The sequence below is a fragment of the Streptomyces sp. NPDC012835 genome (assembly GCF_042900885.1).
Taxonomy (GTDB): Bacteria; Actinomycetota; Actinomycetes; order Streptomycetales; family Streptomycetaceae; genus Streptomyces.
In genome coordinates this window covers 160,081-182,619 of record NZ_JBIBBW010000009.1, presented here as the reverse complement: position 1 = coordinate 182,619, position 22,539 = coordinate 160,081, and the positions used below count along the sequence as shown (strand labels likewise).

The 22,539-nt window shown below is 71.0% G+C and carries 24 protein-coding genes and 4 tRNA genes; 22 read left to right on the top strand and 6 right to left on the bottom strand.

Annotated elements, in window-relative coordinates:
* Positions 1-113 precede the first annotated feature (113 nt).
* The 11 genes from ACFY6S_RS29715 (at position 114) to htpX (ending at position 11,161) form a co-directional block, all read left to right on the top strand.
* Entirely contained in the window at positions 114-506 is a 393-nt protein-coding gene (locus tag ACFY6S_RS29715; RefSeq protein WP_329067296.1) for an NADH-quinone oxidoreductase subunit A, read from the top strand.
* Positions 497-1,159 (top strand): NADH-quinone oxidoreductase subunit B, encoded by a 663-nt coding sequence (locus ACFY6S_RS29710; protein WP_388828204.1) that lies wholly within the window; start codon positions 497-499, stop codon positions 1,157-1,159. The genes ACFY6S_RS29715 and ACFY6S_RS29710 overlap by 10 nt, the downstream gene beginning before the upstream one ends.
* Positions 1,156-2,253, top strand: coding sequence for an NADH-quinone oxidoreductase subunit C (locus ACFY6S_RS29705; RefSeq protein ID WP_388828201.1), 1,098 nt, complete (start codon positions 1,156-1,158; stop codon positions 2,251-2,253). Before ACFY6S_RS29710 ends, ACFY6S_RS29705 begins: the two co-directional genes overlap by 4 nt.
* The gene (locus ACFY6S_RS29700; RefSeq protein WP_388828198.1) at positions 2,250-3,218 is read left to right on the top strand and encodes an NADH-quinone oxidoreductase subunit H; all 969 of its coding nucleotides are present in this window, start codon (positions 2,250-2,252) and stop codon (positions 3,216-3,218) included. Before ACFY6S_RS29705 ends, ACFY6S_RS29700 begins: the two co-directional genes overlap by 4 nt.
* Complete coding sequence (locus ACFY6S_RS29695; RefSeq protein WP_388828195.1) at positions 3,219-3,836, top strand: NuoI/complex I 23 kDa subunit family protein; 618 nt, start codon at positions 3,219-3,221, stop codon at positions 3,834-3,836. It abuts the gene before it with no gap.
* A 17-nt stretch (positions 3,837-3,853) separates the two neighbouring features.
* A complete protein-coding gene (locus ACFY6S_RS29690) occupies positions 3,854-4,417 on the top strand; it encodes an NADH-quinone oxidoreductase subunit J (protein ID WP_388828582.1) in 564 nt (187 codons plus the stop codon).
* The gene (gene nuoK, locus ACFY6S_RS29685; RefSeq protein ID WP_388828192.1) at positions 4,417-4,839 is read left to right on the top strand and encodes an NADH-quinone oxidoreductase subunit NuoK; all 423 of its coding nucleotides are present in this window, start codon (positions 4,417-4,419) and stop codon (positions 4,837-4,839) included. Before ACFY6S_RS29690 ends, nuoK begins: the two co-directional genes overlap by 1 nt.
* Positions 4,836-6,842: an NADH-quinone oxidoreductase subunit L gene (locus ACFY6S_RS29680; RefSeq protein ID WP_388828189.1), complete on the top strand. Its 2,007-nt coding sequence runs from the start codon at positions 4,836-4,838 to the stop codon at positions 6,840-6,842. Before nuoK ends, ACFY6S_RS29680 begins: the two co-directional genes overlap by 4 nt.
* Before the next feature lie 27 nt (positions 6,843-6,869).
* Positions 6,870-8,537, top strand: a complete 1,668-nt coding sequence (locus ACFY6S_RS29675) for a NuoM family protein (protein WP_388828579.1) — start codon at positions 6,870-6,872, stop codon at positions 8,535-8,537.
* Positions 8,534-10,096 (top strand): NADH-quinone oxidoreductase subunit N, encoded by a 1,563-nt coding sequence (locus tag ACFY6S_RS29670; RefSeq protein WP_388828186.1) that lies wholly within the window; start codon positions 8,534-8,536, stop codon positions 10,094-10,096. Before ACFY6S_RS29675 ends, ACFY6S_RS29670 begins: the two co-directional genes overlap by 4 nt.
* A gap of 198 nt (positions 10,097-10,294) precedes the next feature.
* Entirely contained in the window at positions 10,295-11,161 is an 867-nt protein-coding gene (gene htpX / locus ACFY6S_RS29665) for a zinc metalloprotease HtpX (RefSeq protein WP_388828183.1), read from the top strand.
* Between the two features lie 137 nt (positions 11,162-11,298).
* On the opposite strand, the gene ACFY6S_RS29660 is transcribed toward htpX, so the two are convergent.
* Entirely contained in the window at positions 11,299-11,700 is a 402-nt protein-coding gene (locus tag ACFY6S_RS29660; protein ID WP_388828180.1) for a YccF domain-containing protein, read from the bottom strand.
* Between the two features lie 334 nt (positions 11,701-12,034).
* Between ACFY6S_RS29660 and ACFY6S_RS29655 the strand changes: the two genes are divergently transcribed.
* On the top strand, positions 12,035-12,304 hold the full coding sequence (locus ACFY6S_RS29655) for a GlsB/YeaQ/YmgE family stress response membrane protein (RefSeq protein ID WP_388828177.1): 270 nt from the start codon (positions 12,035-12,037) through the stop codon (positions 12,302-12,304).
* A 184-nt stretch (positions 12,305-12,488) separates the two neighbouring features.
* On the opposite strand, the gene ACFY6S_RS29650 is transcribed toward ACFY6S_RS29655, so the two are convergent.
* On the bottom strand, positions 12,489-12,977 hold the full coding sequence (locus tag ACFY6S_RS29650) for a YajQ family cyclic di-GMP-binding protein (RefSeq protein WP_388828174.1): 489 nt from the start codon (positions 12,975-12,977) through the stop codon (positions 12,489-12,491).
* 240 nt (positions 12,978-13,217) lie between these two features.
* Between ACFY6S_RS29650 and ACFY6S_RS29645 the strand changes: the two genes are divergently transcribed.
* Positions 13,218-13,299, top strand: a tRNA-Tyr gene (locus ACFY6S_RS29645).
* Positions 13,300-13,367: 68 nt separating this feature from the next.
* Here ACFY6S_RS29645 and ACFY6S_RS29640 read toward each other — a convergent pair.
* Both ACFY6S_RS29640 and ACFY6S_RS29635 read right to left on the bottom strand, forming a co-directional pair.
* A complete protein-coding gene (locus ACFY6S_RS29640) occupies positions 13,368-14,030 on the bottom strand; it encodes an SDR family oxidoreductase (RefSeq protein ID WP_388828171.1) in 663 nt (220 codons plus the stop codon).
* A gap of 34 nt (positions 14,031-14,064) precedes the next feature.
* Positions 14,065-15,348 (bottom strand): amidohydrolase family protein, encoded by a 1,284-nt coding sequence (locus tag ACFY6S_RS29635; RefSeq protein ID WP_388828168.1) that lies wholly within the window; start codon positions 15,346-15,348, stop codon positions 14,065-14,067.
* Positions 15,349-15,624: 276 nt separating this feature from the next.
* On the opposite strand from ACFY6S_RS29635, the gene ACFY6S_RS29630 reads away from it, so the two are divergent.
* The 6 genes from ACFY6S_RS29630 to ACFY6S_RS29605 all read left to right on the top strand — a co-directional run bounded on the left by ACFY6S_RS29630 (position 15,625) and on the right by ACFY6S_RS29605 (position 18,293).
* Positions 15,625-15,697: transfer RNA gene (locus ACFY6S_RS29630), tRNA-Thr, on the top strand.
* Between the two features lie 47 nt (positions 15,698-15,744).
* Positions 15,745-15,817: transfer RNA gene (locus ACFY6S_RS29625), tRNA-Met, on the top strand.
* Positions 15,818-15,910: 93 nt separating this feature from the next.
* Entirely contained in the window at positions 15,911-16,075 is a 165-nt protein-coding gene (gene rpmG, locus ACFY6S_RS29620) for a 50S ribosomal protein L33 (protein ID WP_003956487.1), read from the top strand.
* Positions 16,076-16,242: 167 nt separating this feature from the next.
* Positions 16,243-16,695 (top strand): MaoC family dehydratase N-terminal domain-containing protein, encoded by a 453-nt coding sequence (locus ACFY6S_RS29615; RefSeq protein ID WP_388828165.1) that lies wholly within the window; start codon positions 16,243-16,245, stop codon positions 16,693-16,695.
* A gap of 5 nt (positions 16,696-16,700) precedes the next feature.
* A complete protein-coding gene (locus tag ACFY6S_RS29610; protein WP_388828162.1) occupies positions 16,701-17,129 on the top strand; it encodes a MaoC family dehydratase in 429 nt (142 codons plus the stop codon).
* Positions 17,130-17,237: 108 nt separating this feature from the next.
* Complete coding sequence (locus tag ACFY6S_RS29605; RefSeq protein ID WP_388828159.1) at positions 17,238-18,293, top strand: UDP-N-acetylmuramate dehydrogenase; 1,056 nt, start codon at positions 17,238-17,240, stop codon at positions 18,291-18,293.
* Between the two features lie 13 nt (positions 18,294-18,306).
* Here ACFY6S_RS29605 and ACFY6S_RS29600 read toward each other — a convergent pair whose 3' ends face one another.
* Both ACFY6S_RS29600 and ACFY6S_RS29595 read right to left on the bottom strand, forming a co-directional pair.
* A complete protein-coding gene (locus ACFY6S_RS29600; RefSeq protein WP_388828156.1) occupies positions 18,307-19,332 on the bottom strand; it encodes an adenosine deaminase in 1,026 nt (341 codons plus the stop codon).
* Between the two features lie 132 nt (positions 19,333-19,464).
* A complete protein-coding gene (locus ACFY6S_RS29595) occupies positions 19,465-20,691 on the bottom strand; it encodes a pyridoxal phosphate-dependent aminotransferase (RefSeq protein WP_388828153.1) in 1,227 nt (408 codons plus the stop codon).
* Positions 20,692-20,963: 272 nt separating this feature from the next.
* Here ACFY6S_RS29595 and ACFY6S_RS29590 point away from each other — a divergent pair.
* From ACFY6S_RS29590 to nusG, 3 genes are all read left to right on the top strand, one after another.
* Positions 20,964-21,036 (top strand) — tRNA-Trp (locus ACFY6S_RS29590).
* Positions 21,037-21,144: 108 nt separating this feature from the next.
* Positions 21,145-21,429, top strand: a complete 285-nt coding sequence (gene secE / locus ACFY6S_RS29585) for a preprotein translocase subunit SecE (protein WP_388828150.1) — start codon at positions 21,145-21,147, stop codon at positions 21,427-21,429.
* Positions 21,430-21,501: 72 nt separating this feature from the next.
* Positions 21,502-22,407, top strand: a complete 906-nt coding sequence (gene nusG, locus ACFY6S_RS29580) for a transcription termination/antitermination protein NusG (RefSeq protein WP_388828147.1) — start codon at positions 21,502-21,504, stop codon at positions 22,405-22,407.
* Positions 22,408-22,539: the final 132 nt, after the last annotated feature.

The window sequence follows — 22,539 nt, the reverse complement described above, 5'->3', positions numbered from 1 at the left end:
TTGGCCGAGACGCGACTGCTTACCACTTCTTTAACAGGGCCTAGACTCCGGTGCGTACAGATCGTCGAAGAAGCCGATGAAGTTGCTACGAGGTCAGGGAGCGAGGGGCGGACGTGTCGCAACCGACCGTTCTCGCGTCGGACTACTTCCAGAGCTATTCGGTGGTCGGACTGCTCGCGGTCGTCGGGGCGCTGTTCGTCGCCGTGGCCTTCGGAGCGGGACGACTGCTGCGGCCGGTGGTGCCGACGCCGGAGAAACTGCTCACGTACGAATGCGGTGTCGACCCCGTCGGCGAGGGCTGGGCGCACACGCAGGTCCGCTACTACGTCTACGCGTTCCTCTATGTGATCTTCGCGGTCGACTCGATCTTCCTGTTCCCGTGGGCGACCGTCTTCGCGGCCCCGGGATACGGCGCGACGACCCTCGTCGAGATGTTCATCTTCCTCGGCTTCCTGGCCGTAGGACTGCTCTACGCATGGAAGAAGGGCGTCCTGGAATGGACGTGACCCCCGGCTCCGCCGCCACCCCCGGCACCGTGGCCGCGCCCGCGTCCCCAGGGACGCCGGTGGCCCGGTCCGCCCCCGTACCGCTGCCCGAGCCGAAACTCGGCGTGCTCTCCCGGCTGGCCCCCGAGCCCATGAAGGTGGTCCTCAACTGGGGCCGCCGCTACAGCCTCTGGGTCTTCAACTTCGGACTCGCCTGCTGCGCCATCGAGTTCATCGCCGCCTCCATGGCCCGGCACGACTTCATCCGGCTCGGCGTCATCCCCTTCGCGCCCGGCCCGCGCCAGGCCGACCTGATGGTCGTGTCCGGCACCGTCACCGACAAGATGGCGCCCGCCGTGAAGCGGCTCTACGAGCAGATGCCCGAGCCGAAGTACGTGATCTCCTTCGGCGCCTGCTCCAACTGCGGCGGCCCGTACTGGGACTCCTACTCAGTGACGAAGGGCGTCGACCAGATCATCCCCGTCGACGTCTACGTCCCCGGCTGCCCGCCGCGCCCCGAGGCGCTGCTCCAGGGCATCCTGAAACTCCAGGAGAAGATCGCCCGCGAGTCGCTCGGCGAGCGCTACGCCGCCGCCGGCCGCCCCTCGGCCGCCGCCCTGAGCAGCGGCCTGATCGCGCCGCCGCCGGCGCCGGGTGGGGGGACCGCCCCGTGAACGCCCACGACCGGCTCCCGGACGCCGCCGCCGACATCTTCGGCGAGGGCGCCACGGCCGAACTGGCCTACGACCTCATGACGGTCGACGTCCCCGCCGACTCCTGGCTCACCGCCCTCGAAACCGCCCGCTCCGCACTGGGCTGCACCTACTTCGACTGGCTGAGCGCGGTCGATGAACCCGGCACGGGCTTCCGCGTCTGCGCCCATGTCGCCGCCCTTGAGGCCGGCACGGTACGTCGTCTGCTGGTCCGTACGACCGTGCCGCACGAGGCGGCCACCCTGCCGACGGCCACCGGGGTCTACGCGGGCGCGGACTGGCACGAGCGCGAGACGTACGAGATGTTCGGCATCGTCTTCACCGGCCACCCGAACCTGGTCCACCTGCTGCTTCCCGAGGAATTCGAAGGGCATCCGCTGCGCAAGGACTTCGTCCTCGCGGCCCGGGTCGCCAAGGCGTGGCCCGGTGCGAAGGAGCCGGGCGAGCCCGCGGCGGGCGCCGGGCACGGCGGCCCGAAGCGGCGCCAGATGCTGCCGCCCGGCGTGCCCGACCCGAACGAGTGGGGACCCCTCAAGGGCCAGCTGCCGCCCGCCCCGGCCCGCCCGGCACGCGGGGCCCGTGCCGGGGGCGCTGCCGGTGGTGCCGGTGGTGCCGGTGCTGAGCGTCCGGCCCGCCGCGCGCGCAGCGTCTCGGAGGGTTCGGCGAGCCAGCAGCGGCACCAGCCGGCGGACGCGCCCTGGCGCGCGCCACGCCCGGCGGCGGAGGGGAGCGAGGAGAGCGGTGGGACACCCGCTCCGGCGGAGAAGGGTGGGACACCCGCTCCGGTGGAGAAGCCGGCGGAGACATCGGCGGAGAAACCGGCGGAGAAGCCGGCGCCCGTGACGGAACCCGCCCCCGCTCCGGCCGAGCCAGCCCCCGCCGATACGCCCCCGGCCGAGCCCGGCCCGACAGATCCGGCGCCGACCGGTCCCGCCGCCGACCGTTCCGAGAGCGACGGCCCCGCGACCGACCGTTCCGAGAGCGACCGTCCCGCGACCGACCGTTCCGCGACCGACCGTCCCGAGAACGACCGCCGCCCCGAAGGAGACGCGTGAACGACGTACTCGACGTCGCCCTCCGGCTGGTCATCGTCTTCGCGGTGTTCATGGTGGTCCCGCTCGTGGTCGGGCAGGCCGAACACAAGGTGATGGCCCATATGCAGGGCCGTCTCGGACCCATGCACGCGGGCGGCTTCCACGGCTGGGCGCAGCTCGTCGCCGACGGGGTGAAGTTCGTACAGAAGGAGGACGTGGTCCCGGCCGACGCCGACCGCCGCGTCTTCCAGCTCGCCCCGGCCGTCTCCCTCCTGCCGTACCTGCTCGTCGTGCTCGTCATCCCGGTCGGCCGGGGCGAGGGCGCGGTCGGCCAGGCCGTCGACGCGGGCATCTTCTTCGTGCTCGCGGTGATGGGGGTCGGCGTACTGGGCTCGCTGATGGCGGGCTGGGCCTCGGCCAACAAGTTCTCGCTCCTCGGCGGTCTGCGCACCGCCGCGCAGCTCCTCGCGTACGAGCTGCCGATGCTGCTCGCCGCCGCCTCCGTCGCGATGGCGGCCGGCACCGTCTCCCTGCACGGCATCCTCGACGCGTTCGCGTGGTGGTGGCTGCCCTGGCAGATCATCGGCGCGCTGGTCTTCTTCGTGGCCGGACTCGCCGAACTCCAGCGCCCGCCCTTCGACATGCCGGTGGCCGACTCCGAGATCATCTTCGGCGCCTACACCGAGTACACGGGGCTGCGCTTCGCGCTGTTCCTGCTCGCCGAATACGCGGGCATCGTCGTTCTGTGCGGCCTGACCACCGTCCTCTTCCTCGGAGGCTGGCACGGTCCGTTCGGCGGCGACGGCCTCGGCTGGGTCTGGACCCTGCTGAAGACCGCGGTCCTCGCCTTCGTCGTGATCTGGCTGCGGGTGAGCTACCCGCGCCTGCGCGAGGACCAGTTGCAGAAACTCGCCTGGACCGTACTCATCCCGCTCGCACTGGCGCAGATCGCGCTCACCGGCATCGTGAAGGTGGCGATCAGCTAGATGTCCCCCATCCCCGGATCGGGCCTCGCCAAGGGCCTGGCCGTCACCCTGCGGACGATGACGAAAAAGACCGTCACCGCGCAGTACCCGGAACACCAGCCCGAACTGCCGCCCCGCACCCGCGGGGTGATCGGGCTGTTCGAGGAGAACTGCACGGTCTGCATGCTCTGCGCCCGGGAGTGCCCCGACTGGTGCATCTACATCGACTCCCACAAGGAGACGGTGCCCGCCGCCGCCCCGGGCGGCCGTGAGCGCAGCCGTAACGTCCTCGACCGGTTCGCCATCGACTTCGCCCTCTGCATGTACTGCGGGATCTGCATCGAGGTCTGCCCCTTCGACGCGCTGTTCTGGTCACCGGAGTTCGAGTACGCGGAGACGGACATCCTCGAACTCACCCACGAGCGGGACAAGCTCCGCGAGTGGATGTGGACGGTGCCCGCCCCGCCCGCGCTCGACCCGGGCGCCGAGGAGCCGAAGGAGCTGGGCGCGGCCCGCAAGACGGCCGACAAGCTCGCGGCGGCGGCGGCGGCGGCGGAGGCGGCGGAGGCGGCGGAAGCTGCGGCCGCCGCCTCCGGTGCCGCCGCCGAGCCGCCGACGGATCGGGAGGCCGGGGAGTGAACGGCGCAGTGACCCTGATGACCGCCGCCCCGGACGCCGCCGGACCCGGGTTCCTGTCACCGGCCGGCGTCGAGATCGCCTTCGTCCTGGTCGGCCTGGTGACCCTCGGCGCGGCCCTGGTGACCGTCACGACCAGACAACTGGTGCACGCCGCCCTCTGGCTGGTGGTGGCGCTCGGCGGGCTGGCCGTCGAGTACCTGCTGCTGACGGCGGAGTTCATCGCCTGGGTGCAGGTCCTGATCTACGTCGGTTCCGTGGTGGTCCTCCTGCTCTTCGGGCTGATGCTGACCAAGGCGCCCATCGGCCGCTCGCCCGACGCCGATTCGGGCAACCGCCCCGCCGCCGTCGCGGTGGCCGCCGTCTCCGCCGTCTGCCTGGTCTGGGTGGTCGTGGACGCCTTCCGCGCGACCTGGATCGACCTGGACGGGCCCGCGCAGGGCTCCACCGAGGTCTCCGGCCAGTTCCTCTTCCGGAACTGGGTGCTGCCCTTCGAGGCGCTGTCCGTGCTCCTGCTGGCGGCGCTCGTCGGCGCGATCGTCCTCTCCCGCAAGAACAGCGGCGGCGACAAGGAGCAGCGCTGATGCATCTCGCCTATCCCGCCGTACTCGCGGCCCTGCTGTTCTGCGTCGGACTGTACGGAGTGCTCGCGCGCCGCAACGCGATCCTGGTCCTGATGTCCGTCGAGCTGATGCTCAACGCCGTCAACCTCAACCTCGTCGCCTTCGACGTCTGGCTCCGCGACACCCTGCACACCGGCCAGTCCCTCACCCTCTTCGTCATCGCCATCGCGGCGGCCGAGATCGGCATCGGTCTGGCGATCGTCCTGATGGTCTACCGCAACCGCGGCACCTCGGACATCGACAGCCTCCGCGACAACGCCGAGGGCCCCGACGACGACAACGCAGAGGGCCCCGACGCCCCGCACGACCCCGATGCCCCGCACGACCCCGAGGGCCCGGCGGAGACCGGTGCTCCGGCCAAGAAGGCTGAGGCCACCGCGTGACCACCACGACCCTCGCCGTCCTCGTCCCCCTCCTGCCGTTCCTCGGCGCCGTGAGCGGTCTGCTGCTCGGGCGCACCGCCCCCGGGTTCGTCCGTCCCCTGGCCGTCCTGCCGACCCTGGCCGCCGCCGCGTTCGCCGTCGCCGTGGCCGTACGCCAGGGCGGCGGCGCGGGTGACGGCACACCGCCGCTGGACGCCGCGACCCGGCTCACCCCGACCGGCTCGGTCCCCGTCGACCTCGCCCTGCACATCGACGGCTTCGCGGCCCTGGTCGCCGTCCTCGTCGGTGTCGTCGCCTCCTGTGTGCAGATCTACTCGACCGGCTATCTGCGCGGCGACGCGCGCTATCCGTCGTACGCGGCCCTCGTCTCCCTCTTCACCTCCGCGATGCTGCTCGTCGTCTACTCCGGCGACCTGATGGTGCTGCTGGTCGGCTGGGAGATCATGGGCATCTGCTCGTACTTCCTCGTCGGCCACTACTGGGAGACCCCCGAGGCGCGCGCGGCCTCCCTCAAGGCGTTCCTGGTCACCAAACTCGGTGATGTCCCCTTCCTCATCGGGCTGTTCGCCCTCGCCTCCGAGGCCGGTACGTTCCGGATCACCGGCATCCTGAAGACCGTCGCCGACGGCGGCCTCGACCACCCCACCCTGATCGCCCTGCTGCTGCTCGCCGGAGTGGCGGGCAAGTCCGCGCAGTTCCCGCTGCACACCTGGCTGCCCGACGCGATGGCGGGCCCCACGCCCGTCTCCGCGCTGATCCACGCCGCGACGATGGTCACCGCCGGTATCTACTTCGTGGCCCGGCTCCTTCCCGTGTTCACCGCCTCGGCGGCGGCCCTGGTGGTGCTGGCGGTGATGGCGGCGATCACCATGGTCGGCTCGGCGCTCGCCGCCCTGGCCCAGGACGACATCAAACGGGTCCTCGCCTACTCGACCATCGGCCAGCTCGGCTACATGGCGGGCGCCCTGGCCGTGGGCGACCGGGGCGCGGCCGTCTTCCATCTCGTCTCGCACGGCGCGTTCAAGGCCCTCCTCTTCCTCGGCGCCGGTGTGGTCATCCACGCGGCCGGCACCAACTCCCTCGCCACGATGTCCCGGATGAGCGGGCTGCCCAAGCGCATCCCCGACGCCTACTGGACGATGACCGTCGCCCTGCTGGCGCTGGCCGCGATCCCTCCCTTCGCTGGCTTCTTCTCCAAGGAGTCCGTCCTGGTCGCCGCCGAACACACGGCGCTCGACCCGTCCGGCGCCGCCCCCGGAGCCGCCGGCTGGACGGTGCTCGTGGCCGGCCTGCTGACGGCCCTGCTCACCGCCGCCTACGCCACCCGCCTCTGGCTGCTCGCCTTCCGGGGCCGCGGCGCCGAGGCGCCCGACCACGGCAGGCAGCCGCTCACCATGAACACCGTTCTGTGGGTGCTCGCCATCCCCTCCCTCGCCCTGGGGCTGGCCGTGGGATATCTCGCCGACTGGTTCGACGGACACAGCCTCGCTCCGAACCTCACCACCTCCGTCCTGTCCACCGGGGTCGCCCTCGTCGGCGGCCTGGTCACCTACGCCGGCTGGCGCCACACCACGGCGCTGGCCGCCCGTGTCCCCATGGGGGCCGTCGTCGCCCACCCCGACGCCGAGCCCGCGCTCGCGGAGAGGGAGGCGATGGAGAACCACACCCGGATCTACGGCTCCGTCTCGGCCGCCGCCGACCCGGCCGACCCCGGCCGGCTCCTGCTGGGACCGCTACACCGCCACGCGGCGGCCGGCTTCCGTCTCGACGCCGTCTACCACCAGCTGTTCGTACGACCCGTACTGGCGGCGGCCCGACTGGTCCGCTTCCTGGACCGCGAGGTCGTCGACACCTACGTACGCGGCGCGGGAACCGGTGCGCGCGGCCTCGGAGCCCTCGTGCGCCGCGCGCAGACCGGCAATGTGCAGACCTACCTCAGCGCCCTGCTCGCCGGCTCCGTCGTCCTGGCGATCGCCGCCGTACTCGTCGCCGCCGGAGCGTGAGCCGTGATCGATATCAGTGAATCCGTGATGCAGTTCCTTCTCGCGCTGATCCTCGTCGGGCCGCTCGTCGGCGCCGTCGCCGCGCTGCTGCCGGCCCCGCCGGGGCTCCGGGGCAAGAACCCCGACCAGGCGGTGCTGCGCCACGGCGTCACCGTGACCGGAGCGGTCCTCGTCGCCACGATCGTCCTGGCCCTCGGCTTCGACCGCGACCACGCGTCCAGGATGCAGGCCACCACGGACATCAGCTGGATCGCGGCACTCAACGTGCGGATCCACCTCGGTGTGGACGGCATTTCCCTCCCCCTTCTGGTCCTGACCGCGCTGCTGACCTTCCTCTGCGCGCTGTACAGCTACTTCAAGATGCCGACGGGCCCCTCGCCCAAGGCGTTCGTCGTGCTCCTCCTCGTCCTGGAGTCCGGCACACTCGCGACCTTCGCCGTCCTCGATCTGCTCCTCTTCTTCCTCGCCTTCGAGATGGTGCTGATCCCGATGTACTTCCTGATCGCCCGCTGGGGCGGATCGGAAGGCGTCCCGGGCGGCAGGCAGGCCGCCGCCCTGAAGTTCATCCTCTACACCCTGCTCGGCTCCGTGGTCATGCTGCTCGGCCTCCTCCTCATCGGGCTGAAGGCGGGCACATTCGACATGGTGGCACTCGCCACTGACAACGGCGCTGGACTCAGTACGTCCGTGCAGGTCACCGCCGTTCTCGCGATCGGTCTCGGACTCGCGGTGAAGACGCCGATGTGGCCGCTGCACAGCTGGCTGCCGGACGCCCACACCGCTGCCCCGACCGTCGGCTCCGTACTCCTCGCCGGGGTGCTGCTCAAGATGGGAACGTACGGTTTCGTCCGTATCGTCCTTCCGGTCGCCCCCGACGGGATGCGCACCTTCGCCCCCTACCTCGCGGCCCTCGCGGTCGCCGGGATCATCTACGGCTCCCTGGCCTGCCTCGCGCTGGCCAAGGAGGGCGCGGGCGGCGACCTCAAGCGCCTGATCGCCTACTCGTCCGTCGGCCACATGGGCTTCGTGCTGCTCGGCATCGCGACCATGACCCCCACCGGAGTCAACGGCGCGCTGTTCGCCAACGTCGCCCACGGGCTCATCACCGGCCTGCTGTTCTTCCTGGTCGGAGCCCTCAAGGACCGCTACGGCACCGCCGACCTCGACACCCTCGCCGGGGCGACGGGCGCCGCGCTCTACGGCCGCGCGCCCCGCCTCGGCGGGCTGCTCGCCTTCGCCGCCGTCGCCTCCCTCGGACTGCCGGGACTGGCCGGGTTCTGGGGCGAGATGCTCACCATGTTCGGCGCGTTCGACCCGGCGGAAGGGCTCAGCCGTCCCGCCTTCCTCACCTTCATGGCCATCGCCGGGTTCGGCACGCTCCTCACCGCCGCCTACCTTCTGATCGTCGTACGCCGCGTGTGCATGGGCGTGCGGCCGGTCGAGCCGGAGCAGACGGCCGGGACGGAGCCGACGGCGCGACCGGAACCGGAATCCGGACCCGCGCCGGCGGCCGCGCCGCTCCCCGGAGCCGGGCAGCGGCGCGCGGCGGTCGGATTCGCCGACATCCGGACCTACGAGATCGCCTCCTGGTCCCCGCTCGTCGCTCTGACCGTCATCGCCGGCCTCTGGCCCGCGGTCCTCCTCGGCCTCACCGACCCGGCCGTGCAGAAGCTCCTCGCAGGAGGCAAGTCGTGACCGTGGCCGCCGAGAGCGCCGCCAGCCTCGTCCAGTCCGTCGACTGGCGGGCCATCGCGCCCCCCACCATCACGGCGGCGGTCGCCCTGATCGTCCTGGTCGCCGACCTCTTCGTACCGGCCCGCCGCAAACCCCTGCTCGGCGGGATCGCCGTCGCCGGTCTCGTCCTCGCGCTCCTGGCGCTCGTACCGCTGCGCGACGGCGGCCACCGGACGTTCTGCCTCACCACCAACGCCGACGTGTGCAGCTACACCGCCGACCCCTTCGCCCTGGTCGTCCAGGCACTGGTGCTCGGCGGAGCGCTGCTCACCGTCCTGCTCTCGCTCGCGGACACCAGGGAACTCCCCGTAGGGGAGTACTGGTTCCTGCTGCTCGCCTCGGCCGCCGGCGCGGCCCTGCTGCCCGCCTCCCGGGACCTCGCCACCCTGGTCGTCGCCCTCGAAGTCGCCTCCCTGCCCGCCTTCGCCCTCGTCGGGCTCAGGCGCGGTGACCGGCGCTCCTCCGAAGCCGCCCTGAAGTTCTTCCTCTCCTCGGTCACCGCGACCGCGGTGATGCTGCTGGGCGTCAGCTTCGTCTACGCCGCCACCGGCACCCTGCACCTCGGCGAGATCGCCGAGCGGCTGTACGACGTGTCCGGCCCGCTGGAGACGCTCGCCAAGGCGGGTGTGGCCCTCACGCTCGTCGGCTTCGCGTTCAAGACGGCCGCCGCGCCGTTCCACTTCTGGGTCCCCGACACCTATGTCGGCGCGCCCCTGCCCATCGCCGCGTATCTCTCCGTCGTGGGGAAGGCGGTCGGTTTCTCGGGGCTCATCCTGGTGGCCGTCGTCGCTTTCCCCTCGTACGGGACGGTGTGGGGCCCGCTCCTCGCGGTCCTCGCCGCGCTCACCATGACCGTCGGCAATGTGGCCGCGCTGCGGCAGTCCGCCACCCGCGCGTGGAGCGCGGTACGGCTCCTCGCCTGGTCGTCCGTGGGACAGGCGGGCTACCTCCTGGTGCCGATCGCGTCCGCCGGATACGCGGGCGAGCGGCGGATCGGCTCCACCGTCGCGTACGCCCTGATGTACGCCGTCGTGAACTTCGGCGCCTTCGCCGTCGTCGCCCTGGTGGCCCGTACGCACCGCCTCAACCGCGTCAGCGACTACCGGGGCCTGTACGCGCGACGGCCCTTCGCCGCCCTCGCGATGGCCTTCTTCCTGCTCTGCCTGGCCGGACTGCCCCCGGGCGTCATCGGCCTGTTCGCCAAGGTCACCGTCTTCTCCTCCGCCGTCGACGCGGGCCTCGGCTGGCTGGCCGTCGTCATGGCCGTCAACGTCGTGATCGCGCTCTCCTACTACCTGCGGTGGACGGCCCTCCTCTTCCGCACCTCCGACGCACGCCCGGCCCCCGAGACCCTCCCGGCCCCCGAGGACAGCGCTCCCGCGGGGACCACCGTCCCGGCCGTCTCCGCCGCCCCGGCGCCCGCCCTCACCGTCGCCATCGCCCTGACGGCCGTAGCCGGGATCGTGCTCTCCGGAGCGCCCCAGCTGGTGCTGCGCTTCGCCGGATCCGGCCTCTTCTGACGCCGAGGGCGCGGGGGCCGCACGCCCCCGCGCCCCCGCCCGGACGCGCCCGGGGAACCCGTACCGCTCGCCTGGCGTTGACCAGTACGGAAGGGTCCACTGGAGAGTGGAGCAGCACGAGGTCCTGTCCACCCGGCGTCGACCGGCGGGCAGGGCCCAGCGAAGGGTTCCCCTGCCGCACCATTTGGAGGGCGTACCGTGCACCGCCGGCACAACGGGTTGAAGACCGCCGTCCTCCTCGGAGGACTCTCAGCGCTCATCATCGGGATCGGCAGCTTCTTCGGCCGAACGGGCCTGATCATCGCGCTCGTCGTGGCGCTCGGCACCAACGCCTACTCCTACTGGAACAGCGACAAGCTGTCCCTGCGCGCCATGCGGGCCCGCCCCGTCAGCGAATTCGAGGCACCGCAGCTCTACCGGATCGTCCGCGAACTCTCGACAGCGGCCCGCCAGCCCATGCCGCGGCTGTACATCTCACCGACCCAGGCGCCCAACGCGTTCGCCACCGGCCGCAATCCGCGCAACGCCGCCGTGTGCTGCACGGAGGGAATCCTCCAGATCCTCGACGAGCGCGAGCTGCGCGGAGTCCTCGGCCATGAGCTGAGCCATGTCTACAACCGCGACATCCTGATCTCGTCGGTCGCCGGGGCGCTCGCCTCCGTCGTGATGTTCCTGGTGAACTTCGCCTGGCTCATCCCCATCGGCCGCTCCGACGACGATGACGGCCCCGGCATCCTCGGCATGCTGCTCATCATGATCCTGGGGCCCCTCGCGGCCTCCGTCATCCAGTTGGCGGTGAGCCGCTCGCGCGAGTACGAGGCCGACGCCTCCGGCGCGCAGCTCACCGGCGACCCGCTCGCCCTGGCGAGCGCGCTGCGCAAGCTGGAGGCCGGGACGCGGCAGCTTCCGCTGCCGCCCGAGCCCCGGATCGAGACCGCGAGCCACATGATGATCGCCAATCCGTTCCGGCCCGGCGAGGTCTCGAAGCTGTTCTCCACGCACCCGCCGATGGCGGAGCGCGTCGCTCGACTGGAGCGGATGGCGGGCGGTCAGCGCCGACCGTGAGCCCCCGGCCGTGAGCCACCGACCGTGAGCCCCCGGCCGTGAGCCCCCGGCCGTGAGCCCCCGGCCGTGAGCCACCGGCCGTGAGCCACCGGCCGTGAGCCGACGCGGGGCCGGGCCGGCTTCGGTCCGTGCCCGGCTCAGCGGGCCCCGAAGCGCTCGTCCGTCGAGACGACTTCCCGGCCCAGCGGCATCAGCGAGATGGGGATCAGCTTCAGGTTCGCCCAGCCGAACGGGATGCCGATGATCGAGATGAACAGCGGGATGCTGGTGAGCAGATGGCCGAGGGCCAGCCACCAGCCGGCGAAGACCACCCAGATAACATTCCCGACGAAGGACGGCGCCCCGGCGTCATGGCGCTCGACCGTGGTGCGGCCGAAGGGCCACAGGACGTAACCGGCGATGCGCAGGGAAGCGATGCCGAACGGGATCGTCACGATCAGGACGAAGCAGATGACCGCCGCGATGACGTAGCCGATCGCCATCCAGATGCCGCAGAACACCAGCCACAGGATGTTGAGGATCAGCTCGATGAGCTTCATGATCACTTGCCTTCCGCGAGATCGCCGTGAGCTGCTGTCCAACTCGATTATCCGGCCTTGACCACCTGAGACGAAACAGGGGAGAACCCTGGTTCCCCCCTGAGCCCGCCTCCTCGCGAACCCCGATTCGCCCCCGATTCGCCCGCGATCGGGCTCGCCCCGTGTGTGTGCCCGGCGGATGCGGGGTAGCCGATCGATCATCGGCCGGGGCGATATCGGGGGCACGTTTTCCGTGACTTCCCGTGTGCGCGCCGTTGGTTGCCGATTTGCGCAACCGTCACCCCTCTCCGGGGCGTCTTCCCGGTCACACAGCACGAAAGGCAGGGCTCAGGGCATGAGCATCATCGGTTGGATCATTCTCGGACTGCTCGCCGGAGCCGTCGCCAAGATTCTGCTCCCGGGCCGGGACCCGGGCGGCATCATCGGCACCACCCTCATCGGCATCGCGGGAGCCTTCATCGGCGGCTGGGTGTCGTCCCGTTGGCTCGACCACCCGATCAACGCGAACTTCTTCGACGCCGCCACCTGGGCCGCCGCCATCGGCGGAGCGCTCATCCTGCTCATCGTGTACCGGATTCTCTTCGGCCACTCGCGGTCCCGCTGACCACCGAAGGCCCCGCCGCCCGTCGCCCGCCGCCGCTACGGGTCTCCGCCCGCGCGGTCGGCCGCGCCGGCGGAAATTCGGACGTGACGCGACGTCATGTCATGTCATGTCCTGACGGGGACGGAGGCGGAGACGGGCGCGGGAACGGGAGCGGTTCCCCCGCTCCGTCCCCGTACCACCCTCGTCACCGGTAGTTGACGAATTGCAGCGCGAAGTCGAAGTCCTGGTTCTTGAGCAGGGCGATCACGGTCTGAAGGTCGTCGCGGCTCTTGGAGCTGACCCGCAGCTCGTCGCCCTGGACCTGCGCCTTGATGCCCTTGGGGCCCTCGTCGCGGATGAACTTCGCGACCTTCTTGGCGTTGTCCTGGGAGATGCCCTCCTCGATCGAGGCGAAGATCTTGTACTCCTTGCCGGACAGCTGCGGCTCGCCCGCGTCCAGTGCCTTCAGCGAGATACCGCGCTTGATCAGCTTGGACTGGAAGACGTCGAGGATCGCCGAGACGCGCTCCTCGGAGTTCGCCTGCATGAGGATCTTCTCGCCCGACCAGTCGATCGAGGCGCCGACGTTCTTGAAGTCGTAGCGCTGCGAGATCTCCTTCGCGGCCTGGTTGAGGGCGTTGTCGACCTCCTGCCGCTCGACCTTCGAGACGATGTCGAAACTGGAGTCGGCCATGTCCTGTGGCTCCTTGTCATCGGTGCTGTGGGGTTGCTGTGGGCTGCCGGCGCGGGTGCTCCGCGCATCCCGCCGCGCGAGCGGACACCGCCGACCGCCGGCACAAAGCCTAGTCACCCGCGCCCGCGTCCAGCGCTGATCAATCCAGTGGCGGAGCACCCCCGGGCATCGGGTATTGTTTACGTCGTTGCCAAGGAGCACCGCCCACCAGCGGATGATCCGGACGGCAGCGAATCCCATGGCGGTGTGCCCGAGTGGCCAATGGGAGCGGACTGTAAATCCGCCGGCTTAGCCTTCCCAGGTTCGAATCCTGGCGCCGCCACGTGACGAGAACGACCCCCGACCCACGGAAACGTGGATCGGGGGCCGTCTTCGTGGGCCAGCGCGGGATCAGGAACGGGGACCGGCCACGGCCCTCGTCGCGTCCGCCACCGGCACCGACCCGCTGATCAGCTCCAGCGTCAGACCGGCAGTCTCCGGGGTCTCCAGCAGCTCCGCCAGGACAGCCGCCACATCGTCACGGGGCACCGAACCGCGCCCCGTTGACTCCGCCAGCGACACGAGACCGGTGCCCGCGTCGTCCGTCAGCTGCCCCGGCCGCAGAATCGTCCAGTCGAGCGCGGTCCTCGACCGTACGTACGCGTCCGCCGCGCCCTTCGCGCGCTGGTACGCGTCGAAGACCTCGTCGCCCTCGTGGTCGGGGTCCGCGCCCATCGAGGAGACGACCACGAACCGCCGCACCCCCGCGCGCTCCGCCGCGTCCGCGAAGAGGACCGCCGCGCCGCGGTCCACCGACTCCTTGCGGTCCGCTCCGCTGCCGCCGCCCGCGCCCGCCGCGAAGACCGCGGCGTCCGTGCCCTCCAGCTCCCGGGCCACCTGCTCCACCGAGGCCGACTCCAGGTCCAGGACGACCGGTTCGGCGCCCGAGGCCCGCAGATCGTCCGCCTGTCCGGGGTCGCGGATGATCCCCGCGACCCCATGTCCGCGCGCGGCGAGTCGTCGCTCCAGCCGCAGCGCGATCTGACCATGTCCTCCAGCAATCACGATTCGCATGATCACGACCGTACGCCGGGTGGGCCCGCGCGGCTCACGTACCGAGGTCCGAACGGCCCTGTCGCGGCAGTTCGAGGGCGACGGCGGCCGCCGAGTCGCAGTACTCCCGCACCGCGCTCGTGCGGGCCACCACCCGGCCCCGGTGGATGACGATCCTGCTGTACGCGAGCGACAGCGCGCCCTCGACGTCCTCCCCGCGCACGGCCAGCAGCTCAGCCGGGAAACCCGCCTCCACCCGGATCCCGGGCAGCCCCATCGCGGCCCGGGCCGCCGTGCTCACCGCGCCGTACGCCTCCTCCGCCCGCAGCCCGCTCCGCGAGGCCAGCAGATACGCGGACTCCAGCGGGTCCCCGCGCCCCACCGGGTTCGACAGGTCCCGCAGCGCGCCGCTGCCCGCCGCGACCCGCACACCGGCCGACAGCAGCAGCCGTACGGGAGCGATGCCGCGCTCCACGCCCGGCCGCGGGGCGCTCTCCTGGTCGCCCCCGCGCTCCACCCCGCCGCACGCCCCCTGCGGCAGGCAGACGACGGTCACCCCGGCCGCCGCGAGCTGGTCCGCCGCGCGGGCCGCCACCTCGGCGGGCAGCCGGGCCAGCCCCGCGCACGGCCCGAGCGTCACGCCCTGGCGGATACCGCCGGCCATCGCGGCCAGCCGCGCCAGCCGGGCCGGATCGTCGCCCTCCGTGTGCAGATCCACCGGGCAGCCGTGCTCGGCCGCGACATTCAGCACCGCCTCCACATAGCCGGCCGGGTCCGGATCGAGGTCCGGGCAGCCGCCCACCGCCCCCGCGCCCATCTTCACCGCGTCGCGCAGCATCGCGAGCCCGTCCGCGCCCGCGACACCCGTCAGCAGCCGGGGCACGGCCACGGCGGTCAGATCGGCGAGCCCGCGCAGCGAGCGGCGCGCCTGGAGCACCGCCTCCATCCCTCCCAGCTGCCGCGCGTCCCCGATCCGTACGTGGGAACGCAGCGCGGTCGCGCCGTGCCCCAGCTGGAGCAGGGTGGCCTCGGTGGCCCGGCGCTGCACGTCCTCGGCGGAGAAGGAGGGCCCTTCCCCGGCGGCGCGCACGGCGAGGGCGGTCAGGGCGGTGTCCGCGTGGGCGTGCGGTTCGGCGGGCGCGGGCAGCAGCAGATAGCCGGTGAGGTCGACCCGGGTGCCGTGGACGGGGAGGCTGCCGACCGTCCCCACGGCCTCGACGCGGCCCGCGCCGAGCCGTACGTCGACGGTCCTGCCGTCGGCGAGACGGGCGCCGCACAGGACGACCGTCGTGGTGTCGGCCGGGGCGCCGTCGGACGGCTGCGGTGGGCTGTCGGGCATCGCGCTCCTGGTCGAGGGGGTGTGTCCGGCCCGGCAGGCGGGATCACGCAGCGTGGGTCGAGCCTAGGGGCGCCCCGGCCGAGCTTCGCGGAGGAGCGCAATAGTCGTACTGCCGAGCCCACCCGGTGGCCCGCGCGGGACGCGGTCCCCGCCGCGCCCCGGCCCCGTCCCCGGGCGGCGGCGCAGCCCCGGGACAACCGGGGCGAGGCACCGGGAAGCGGGCATCGAAACGGATTTGGGCGATCGGCAACCGACCGTGTAATGTCTTCATCGCTCGCCCCAATAGCTCAGTCGGTAGAGCGTCTCCATGGTAAGGAGAAGGTCTACGGTTCGATTCCGTATTGGGGCTCAGATGTTCGGTGATCCTCGCCTTCGGGCGAGGAGATCCAACATCGAAGCGGTGTAGCTCAGTCGGTAGAGCAAGCGGCTCATAATCGCTGTGTCACCGGTTCAAGTCCGGTCACCGCTACACAAAAGTAGCCGATTGTGGGGTCGGTCCTTCGATCGGCTACTCTTTTATGCGTTCATCCGTTCATCCGTTGTCCGTCCAAGGAGCACTCACGTGGCTGCCACCGACGTCCGCCCGAAGATCACGCTGGCCTGCGTGGAGTGCAAGGAGCGGAACTACATCACCAAGAAGAACCGGCGTAACAACCCGGACCGTCTTGAGATGAAGAAGCACTGCCCGCGCTGCAACTCGCACACCGCGCACCGCGAAACGCGCTGAATCAGGCTCGTACGCGAGGCCGTCCCCTCCGGGGGACGGCCTCGCGTCGTTGTGCGTGCCCGGTGCCGTATCCCTGGGGCCGTGATCGCCGAGGCCGTGCGTACAGGCATTCTTGTGGTCCCCTGTCTCGGGGACATCACATCAGGTACATCAGGAGGGAGCGAGTCGTGGCGCTCGATCAGTCCTTCGTGGGGCGGAGCTACCCGCCCACCGCGCCGTACGAGGTCGGCCGGGAGAAGATCCGCGAGTTCGCCGAGGCGGTGGGGGACCCCCATCCGGCGTACAGCGATCCGGAGGCCGCGAAAGCGCTCGGACACACCGATCTGATCGCCCCGCCGACCTTCGTGTTCGCGATCACGTTCAAGGCGGCGGATGTGGTGATCGCCGATCCGCAGCTCGGCCTCGACTACAGCCGGGTGGTGCACGGCGACCAGAGGTTCGCCTATACCCGTCCCGTACGGGCGGGGGACCGGCTGACGGTCACCTCGACCATCGAGACCATCAAGTCGCTCGCCGGGAACGACGTCATCGAGGTCCGGGGAGATGTGCACGACGAGGCAGGCGCCCATGTCGTGACCGCGTGGACCAAGCTGGTGGCGCGCGCCGCCGAGGGGGCGTGAGGACGATGACCGCGAAGATCGGTTACGACGACGTCGAGGTCGGTACGGAGCTGCCGGCGCAGAGCTTCCCCATCACCCGGGCGACGCTGGTCCGGTACGCGGGGGCGTCCGGGGACTTCAACCCGATCCACTGGAACGAGAAGTTCGCCAAGGAGGTCGGTCTCCCCGACGTCATCGCGCACGGCATGTTCACCATGGCCGAGGCGATCCGGGTGGTCACCGACTGGGCGGGCGACCCGGGAGCCGTCGTCGAGTACGGCGTCCGCTTCACCAAGCCCGTGGTGGTGCCCAACGACGACAAGGGCGCGCTGGTCGAGGTCAGTGCCAAGGTCGCCGCGAAGCTGGACGGCAGCCGGGTCCGGGTGGACCTGACGGCCATGAGCGCGGGGCAGAAGGTGCTGGGCATGTCCCGCGCCGTCGTCCAGCTCGGCTGAGACACCGCGCGGGGCTCCGGGCCCACATCGCGTAAGGGGCGCCCGCCATGGCGGGCGCCCCTTACCCGACCACCGCCGGCTCGGGTCGGGCGACATATCCTTCTCCCCGTGCAGGAACTCCACGATGCCCCCCTCGCCCCCCTGACCACTTTCCGCCTCGGCGGCCCGGCGACCCGTCTGGTCACGGCCACCACCGACGAGGAAGTGATCGACGCCGTGCGCGAGGCGGACGACTCCGCCACCCCGCTGCTGATCATCGGCGGCGGCAGCAATCTGATCATCGGGGACAAGGGCTTCGACGGCACCGCCCTGCGCATCGCGACCAAGGGCTTCGCCCTCGACGGCACCGCGCTGGAGCTGGCCGCAGGTGAGACCTGGAGCGACGCGGTGGCCCGTACGGTCGAGGCCGGCCTCGCCGGGGTCGAATGCCTCGCCGGGATTCCCGGCTCGGCCGGCGCCACCCCGATCCAGAACGTCGGCGCGTACGGCCAGGAGGTGTCCACCACCATCACGGAGGTCGTCGCCTACGACCGGGTCGCCCGCGAGCGCGTCACCCTCACCAACGCCGACTGCGGCTTCGCCTACCGCCACAGCCGCTTCAAGCAGCACCCGGGCCGCTGGGTCGTGCTGCGGGTCCGTTTCGGTCTTGAGGACGCGGGCGGCCTCTCCGCCCCGCTGAAGTACGCGGAGACCGCCCGCGTCCTCGGCGTCGCGCCCGGCGACCGGGTGGCCGCCGCCACCGCCCGCGACACCGTGCTGAAGCTGCGCGCGGGCAAGGGCATGGTGCTGGACCTCGAGGACCACGACACCTGGTCGGCGGGCTCCTTCTTCACCAACCCGATCCTCACCGAGAGCCAGTTCGCGGACTTCGTCGCCCGCGCGCGGGCCCGCCTGGGCGACGACGTGACGCCGCCCGGATTCCCCGAGGGGGAGGGGCGCACGAAGACCTCCGCCGCCTGGCTGATCGACAAGGCGGGCTTCACCAAGGGGTACGGCACCGGCCCGGCGAGGATCTCCACCAAGCACACCCTCGCCCTGACCAACCGGGGCGCGGCGACCACCGATGACCTGCTCGCACTGGCCCGCGAAGTGGTCGCGGGCGTCCACGCGGCCTTCGGGATCACCCTGGTCAACGAGCCGGTGACGGTGGGCGTCAGCCTGTAGCGCGGACGCCCCGCTACACGCCCAGCCAGGCGTCGACGCCCGCGAGCAGCTTGTCCCGCACCTCGGGGGGCGCGGCCGAGCCCCGTACCGACTGACGGGCAAGCTCCGCCAGTTCGGTGTCCGTGAAGCCCTGGTGCTCCCTGGCCAGCTCGTACTGGGCGGCCAGCCGGGAGCCGAACAGCAGCGGGTCGTCGGCGCCCAGCGCCATCGGCACCCCGGCGTCGAACAGCGTCCGCAGCGGAACGTCCTCCGGCTTCTCGTAGACACCCAGCGCCACATTGGAGGCCGGGCAGACCTCGCAGGTCACGCCACGCTCGGCGAGCCTGCGCAGCAGCCGGGGGTCCTCGGCGGCCCGTACGCCGTGCCCGATCCGGGAGGCGCTCAGATCGTCCAGGCAGTCCCGTACGGAGGCGGGGCCCGTCAGCTCGCCGCCGTGCGGCGCGGCCAGCAGCCCGCCGTCCCTGGCGATCGCGAAGGCCCGGTCGAAATCCCTGGCCATGCCCCGGCGCTCGTCGTTCGAGAGCCCGAAGCCGACGATGCCCCGGTCCGCGTAGCGCACCGCGAGCCGGGCCAGGGTCCTGGCCTCCAGTGGATGCTTCATCCGGTTCGCCGCGACCAGGACGCGCATCCCGAGGCCGGTCTCCCTGGAGGCCGCGTCCACGGCGTCCAGGATGACCTCCATGGCGGGGATCAGCCCGCCCAGGTGCGGGGCGTACGAGGTGGGGTCGACCTGGATCTCCAGCCAGCCCGAGCCGTCCCGTACGTCCTCCTCGGCGGCCTCGCGCACCAGCCGCTGGATGTCCTCGGGCGAGCGCAGACAGGACCGGGCGATGTCGTACAGCCGCTGGAAGCGGAACCAGCCGCGCTCGTCGGTGGCACGCAGCTTGGGCGGCTCGCCGCCGGTCAGCGCCTCGGGTAGGTGGACGCCGTACTTGTCGGCCAGTTCGAGCAGGGTGGCGGGGCGCATCGAGCCGGTGAAGTGCAGATGCAGATGAGCCTTGGGCAGCAGGCTGATATCGCGGGGGATGGTGCTCTCCATCCATAGATCCTGCCGTACGGATCGGCGGAGCGGCAGCCCCTTTCCCCGATCGTGGTCCGGTCCGGACGCGAGAACGGGCTTCCGGTCGGCACCGGAAGCCCGCTCTCAGCCCACTCGAACGAGTGAGGTTGTTCAGTCCTTGGCCTCGCCCAGCAGCTTCTGCATCCGCGTGACGCCCTCCGCCAGGTCCTCGTCGCCCAGCGCGTACGACAGCCGCAGATAGCCCGGCGTGCCGAAAGCCTCGCCCGGGACGACGGCGACCTCGGCCTCGTCCAGGATCAGCGCGGCCAGCTCGACCGAGGTCAGCGGGCGCTTGCCGCGGATCTCCCGGCCGAGCAGGGCCTTCACCGACGGGTACACGTAGAACGCGCCCTCGGGCTCCGGGCAGACCACGCCGTCGATCTCGTTGAGCATGCGCACGATCGTCCGGCGGCGCCGGTCGAAGGCGGTCCGCATCTCGGCGACCGCGGTGAGGTCGCCGGTGAGCGCGGCGATCGCGGCGACCTGCGCGACGTTGGAGACGTTGGACGTGGCGTGCGACTGGAGGTTGGTCGCGGCCTTGACGATGTCCTTGGGGCCGACGACCCAGCCCACCCGCCAGCCGGTCATGGCGTAGGTCTTGGCCACGCCGTTGACCACGACGCACTTGTCGCGCAGCTCGGGGAGGACGGCGGGCAGCGAGGTGAAGGCGGCGTCGCCGTAGACCAGGTGCTCGTAGATCTCGTCCGTCAGGACCCAGAGGCCGTGCTCGACGGCCCAGCGGCCGATCGCCTCGGTGTCGGCCGGGCTGTAGACGGCGCCCGTCGGGTTGGACGGGGAGACGAAGAGGACGACCTTCGTACGCTCCGTACGGGCCGCCTCCAGCTGCTCGACGGAGACGCGGTAACCCGTGGTCTCGTCGGCGACGACCTCCACCGGCACGCCGCCGGCCAGCCGGATCGACTCCGGGTACGTCGTCCAGTAGGGCGCCGGGACGATGACCTCGTCGCCCGGGTCCAGGATCGCCGCGAACGCCTCGTAGATCGCCTGCTTGCCGCCGTTGGTCACCAGGACCTGGGCCGGCTCGATCTCGTAACCCGAGTCCCGCTTCGTCTTCGCGACGATGGCGGCCTTCAGCTCGGGCAGCCCGCCGGCCGGCGTGTACCGGTGGTACTTGGGGGTGCGGCAGGCGTCGACGGCGGCCTCGACGATGTAGCCGGGCGTCGGGAAGTCGGGCTCGCCGGCGCCGAAGCCGATCACCGGACGCCCGGCGGCCTTCAGGGCCTTCGCCTTGGCGTCCACGGCGAGGGTCGCGGACTCGGAGATCGCGCCGACGCGCGCGGAGACCCGGCGCTCGGTGGGAGAGGTTGCAGCGCTCATGAGATCCATGGTCCCAGACCCGAAACCCCGGCGGCACACAGGTTTCGCCGGATGGACACACAGAAGGAAGGCGTACGGGAGCGGCTCACGCGGGCCCTCCGCCCGGGCGGAAGGGGGCGCCACCGGGAAGCCTTGCTGGGCACGTCCCGCGGAAGCTGTTCGACGCGCGGCCCATGACCACGTACACTCACTCGTCGTTGGCCTTCAGCAGCCAGGTCCGAACCGGGCACTCCGTGCACCCGGTTGGATGCGGTAGGTTGGGGAAAACACAAAGGGTCGTAGCTCAATTGGTAGAGCACTGGTCTCCAAAACCAGCGGTTGGGGGTTCAAGTCCCTCCGGCCCTGCTACACACACCTTCGCCAGGGTGTGTGCGCATGTACGTACATTCAATGCATCGCCGTGCGGCTCCCCCGGGCGCGGCACGGTCACGACCCGGAATCAGGTGAGAGAGCGTGACGGACGCCGTGGGCTCCATCGACAAGCCTGATGCCGACGATGAGTCCGCCGAGTCGAAGAAGCCCCGTAAGGGTGGCAAGCGAGGCAAGAAGGGCCCTCTGGGCCGCCTCGCACTCTTCTACCGCCAGATCGTCGCAGAGCTGCGCAAGGTCGTCTGGCCGACTCGTAGTCAGCTGTCGACGTACACGACAGTCGTGATTGTCTTCGTGGTCGTCATGATCGGTCTGGTGACCGTGATTGACTATGGCTTCCAGCAAGCAATCAAGTACGTCTTCGGCTGATCCCGCGAAGGGCGCCCGGTGCGGCGCCCCTTTCGCGTGTTCCACCCATTGAGCCAGGAAGAAGCAGCCACCGTGTCTGACCCGAAACTGAACGACGCCAGCGAGTCGGTGGAGTCCCGAGAGGACGAAACCGGCATCGTCGAGGCGGCGGACGCTGTCGAGCCAGACCAGGCCGAAGCCGCTGACATCGCCGCGGGCGAGCCGGCCGAGGAGGCCGCCGTCCACGCCGAGGCCGATGAGGCCGCCGAGGCCGATGAGCGGGACACCGAGGACGCCGAGGAAGCGGAGACCGACGCCGCCGCCGAGTCCGCCGCCGACGACACGGACGAGTCCACCGAGGACGAGACAGCGGCCCCCGCTGTCGACCCGGTGGCCGCTCTCCGCGAGGAGCTGCGCGGTCTGCCCGGCGAGTGGTACGTGATCCACACCTACGCGGGCTACGAGAAGCGCGTGAAGGCCAACCTGGAGCAGCGCGCCGTCTCGCTGAACGTCGAGGAGTTCGTCTACCAGGCCGAGGTCCCCGAGGAAGAGATCGTCCAGATCAAGAACGGCGAGCGCAAGAACGTCCGCCAGAACAAGCTCCCGGGCTATGTCCTGGTGCGCATGGATCTGACGAACGAGTCCTGGGGCGTCGTCCGCAACACCCCCGGTGTCACCGGCTTCGTGGGCAACGCCTACGACCCGTACCCGCTGACCCTGGACGAGATCGTCAAGATGCTCGCCCCCGAGGCCGAGGAGAAGGCCGCGCGCGAGGCCGCCGAGGCCGAGGGCAAGCCGGCTCCGTCCCGCAAGGTCGAGGTCCAGGTGCTGGACTTCGAGGTCGGCGACTCGGTCACCGTCACCGACGGTCCGTTCGCCACCCTCCAGGCGACCATCAACGAGATCAACGCGGACTCGAAGAAGGTCAAGGGTCTGGTGGAGATCTTCGGTCGCGAGACCCCGGTCGAGCTGAGCTTCGACCAGATCCAGAAGAACTGAGTCCCACCCCGCAGCTTCCGACAGGTCAGACAGGCTCCGACAGCTGTCTGACCTGTCGGTTTTTAGCCGTGCAGCTATACCCGTTATCGTTGTGCGGTATGCCTCCGTCCGGATGACCGGGCGGTCGGCCGA

What these genes read in the sequence shown, in the direction of transcription:
- ACFY6S_RS29600 (WP_388828156.1), bottom strand. Translation starts at nt 19,332, where the DNA reads ATGGAGAGCACCATCCCCCGCGATATCAGCCTGCTGCCCAAGGCTCAT.
- ACFY6S_RS29690 (WP_388828582.1), top strand. Translation starts at nt 3,854, where the DNA reads ATGACCGCCGCCCCGGACGCCGCCGGACCCGGGTTCCTGTCACCGGCC.
- ACFY6S_RS29655 (WP_388828177.1), top strand. Translation starts at nt 12,035, where the DNA reads ATGAGCATCATCGGTTGGATCATTCTCGGACTGCTCGCCGGAGCCGTC.
- nuoK (WP_388828192.1), top strand. Translation starts at nt 4,417, where the DNA reads ATGCATCTCGCCTATCCCGCCGTACTCGCGGCCCTGCTGTTCTGCGTC.
- ACFY6S_RS29660 (WP_388828180.1), bottom strand. Translation starts at nt 11,700, where the DNA reads ATGAAGCTCATCGAGCTGATCCTCAACATCCTGTGGCTGGTGTTCTGC.
- ACFY6S_RS29695 (WP_388828195.1), top strand. Translation starts at nt 3,219, where the DNA reads ATGTCCCCCATCCCCGGATCGGGCCTCGCCAAGGGCCTGGCCGTCACC.
- ACFY6S_RS29650 (WP_388828174.1), bottom strand. Translation starts at nt 12,977, where the DNA reads ATGGCCGACTCCAGTTTCGACATCGTCTCGAAGGTCGAGCGGCAGGAG.
- ACFY6S_RS29635 (WP_388828168.1), bottom strand. Translation starts at nt 15,348, where the DNA reads ATGCCCGACAGCCCACCGCAGCCGTCCGACGGCGCCCCGGCCGACACC.
- ACFY6S_RS29610 (WP_388828162.1), top strand. Translation starts at nt 16,701, where the DNA reads ATGACCGCGAAGATCGGTTACGACGACGTCGAGGTCGGTACGGAGCTG.
- ACFY6S_RS29710 (WP_388828204.1), top strand. Translation starts at nt 497, where the DNA reads ATGGACGTGACCCCCGGCTCCGCCGCCACCCCCGGCACCGTGGCCGCG.
- ACFY6S_RS29640 (WP_388828171.1), bottom strand. Translation starts at nt 14,030, where the DNA reads ATGCGAATCGTGATTGCTGGAGGACATGGTCAGATCGCGCTGCGGCTG.
- ACFY6S_RS29675 (WP_388828579.1), top strand. Translation starts at nt 6,870, where the DNA reads ATGCAGTTCCTTCTCGCGCTGATCCTCGTCGGGCCGCTCGTCGGCGCC.
- ACFY6S_RS29595 (WP_388828153.1), bottom strand. Translation starts at nt 20,691, where the DNA reads ATGAGCGCTGCAACCTCTCCCACCGAGCGCCGGGTCTCCGCGCGCGTC.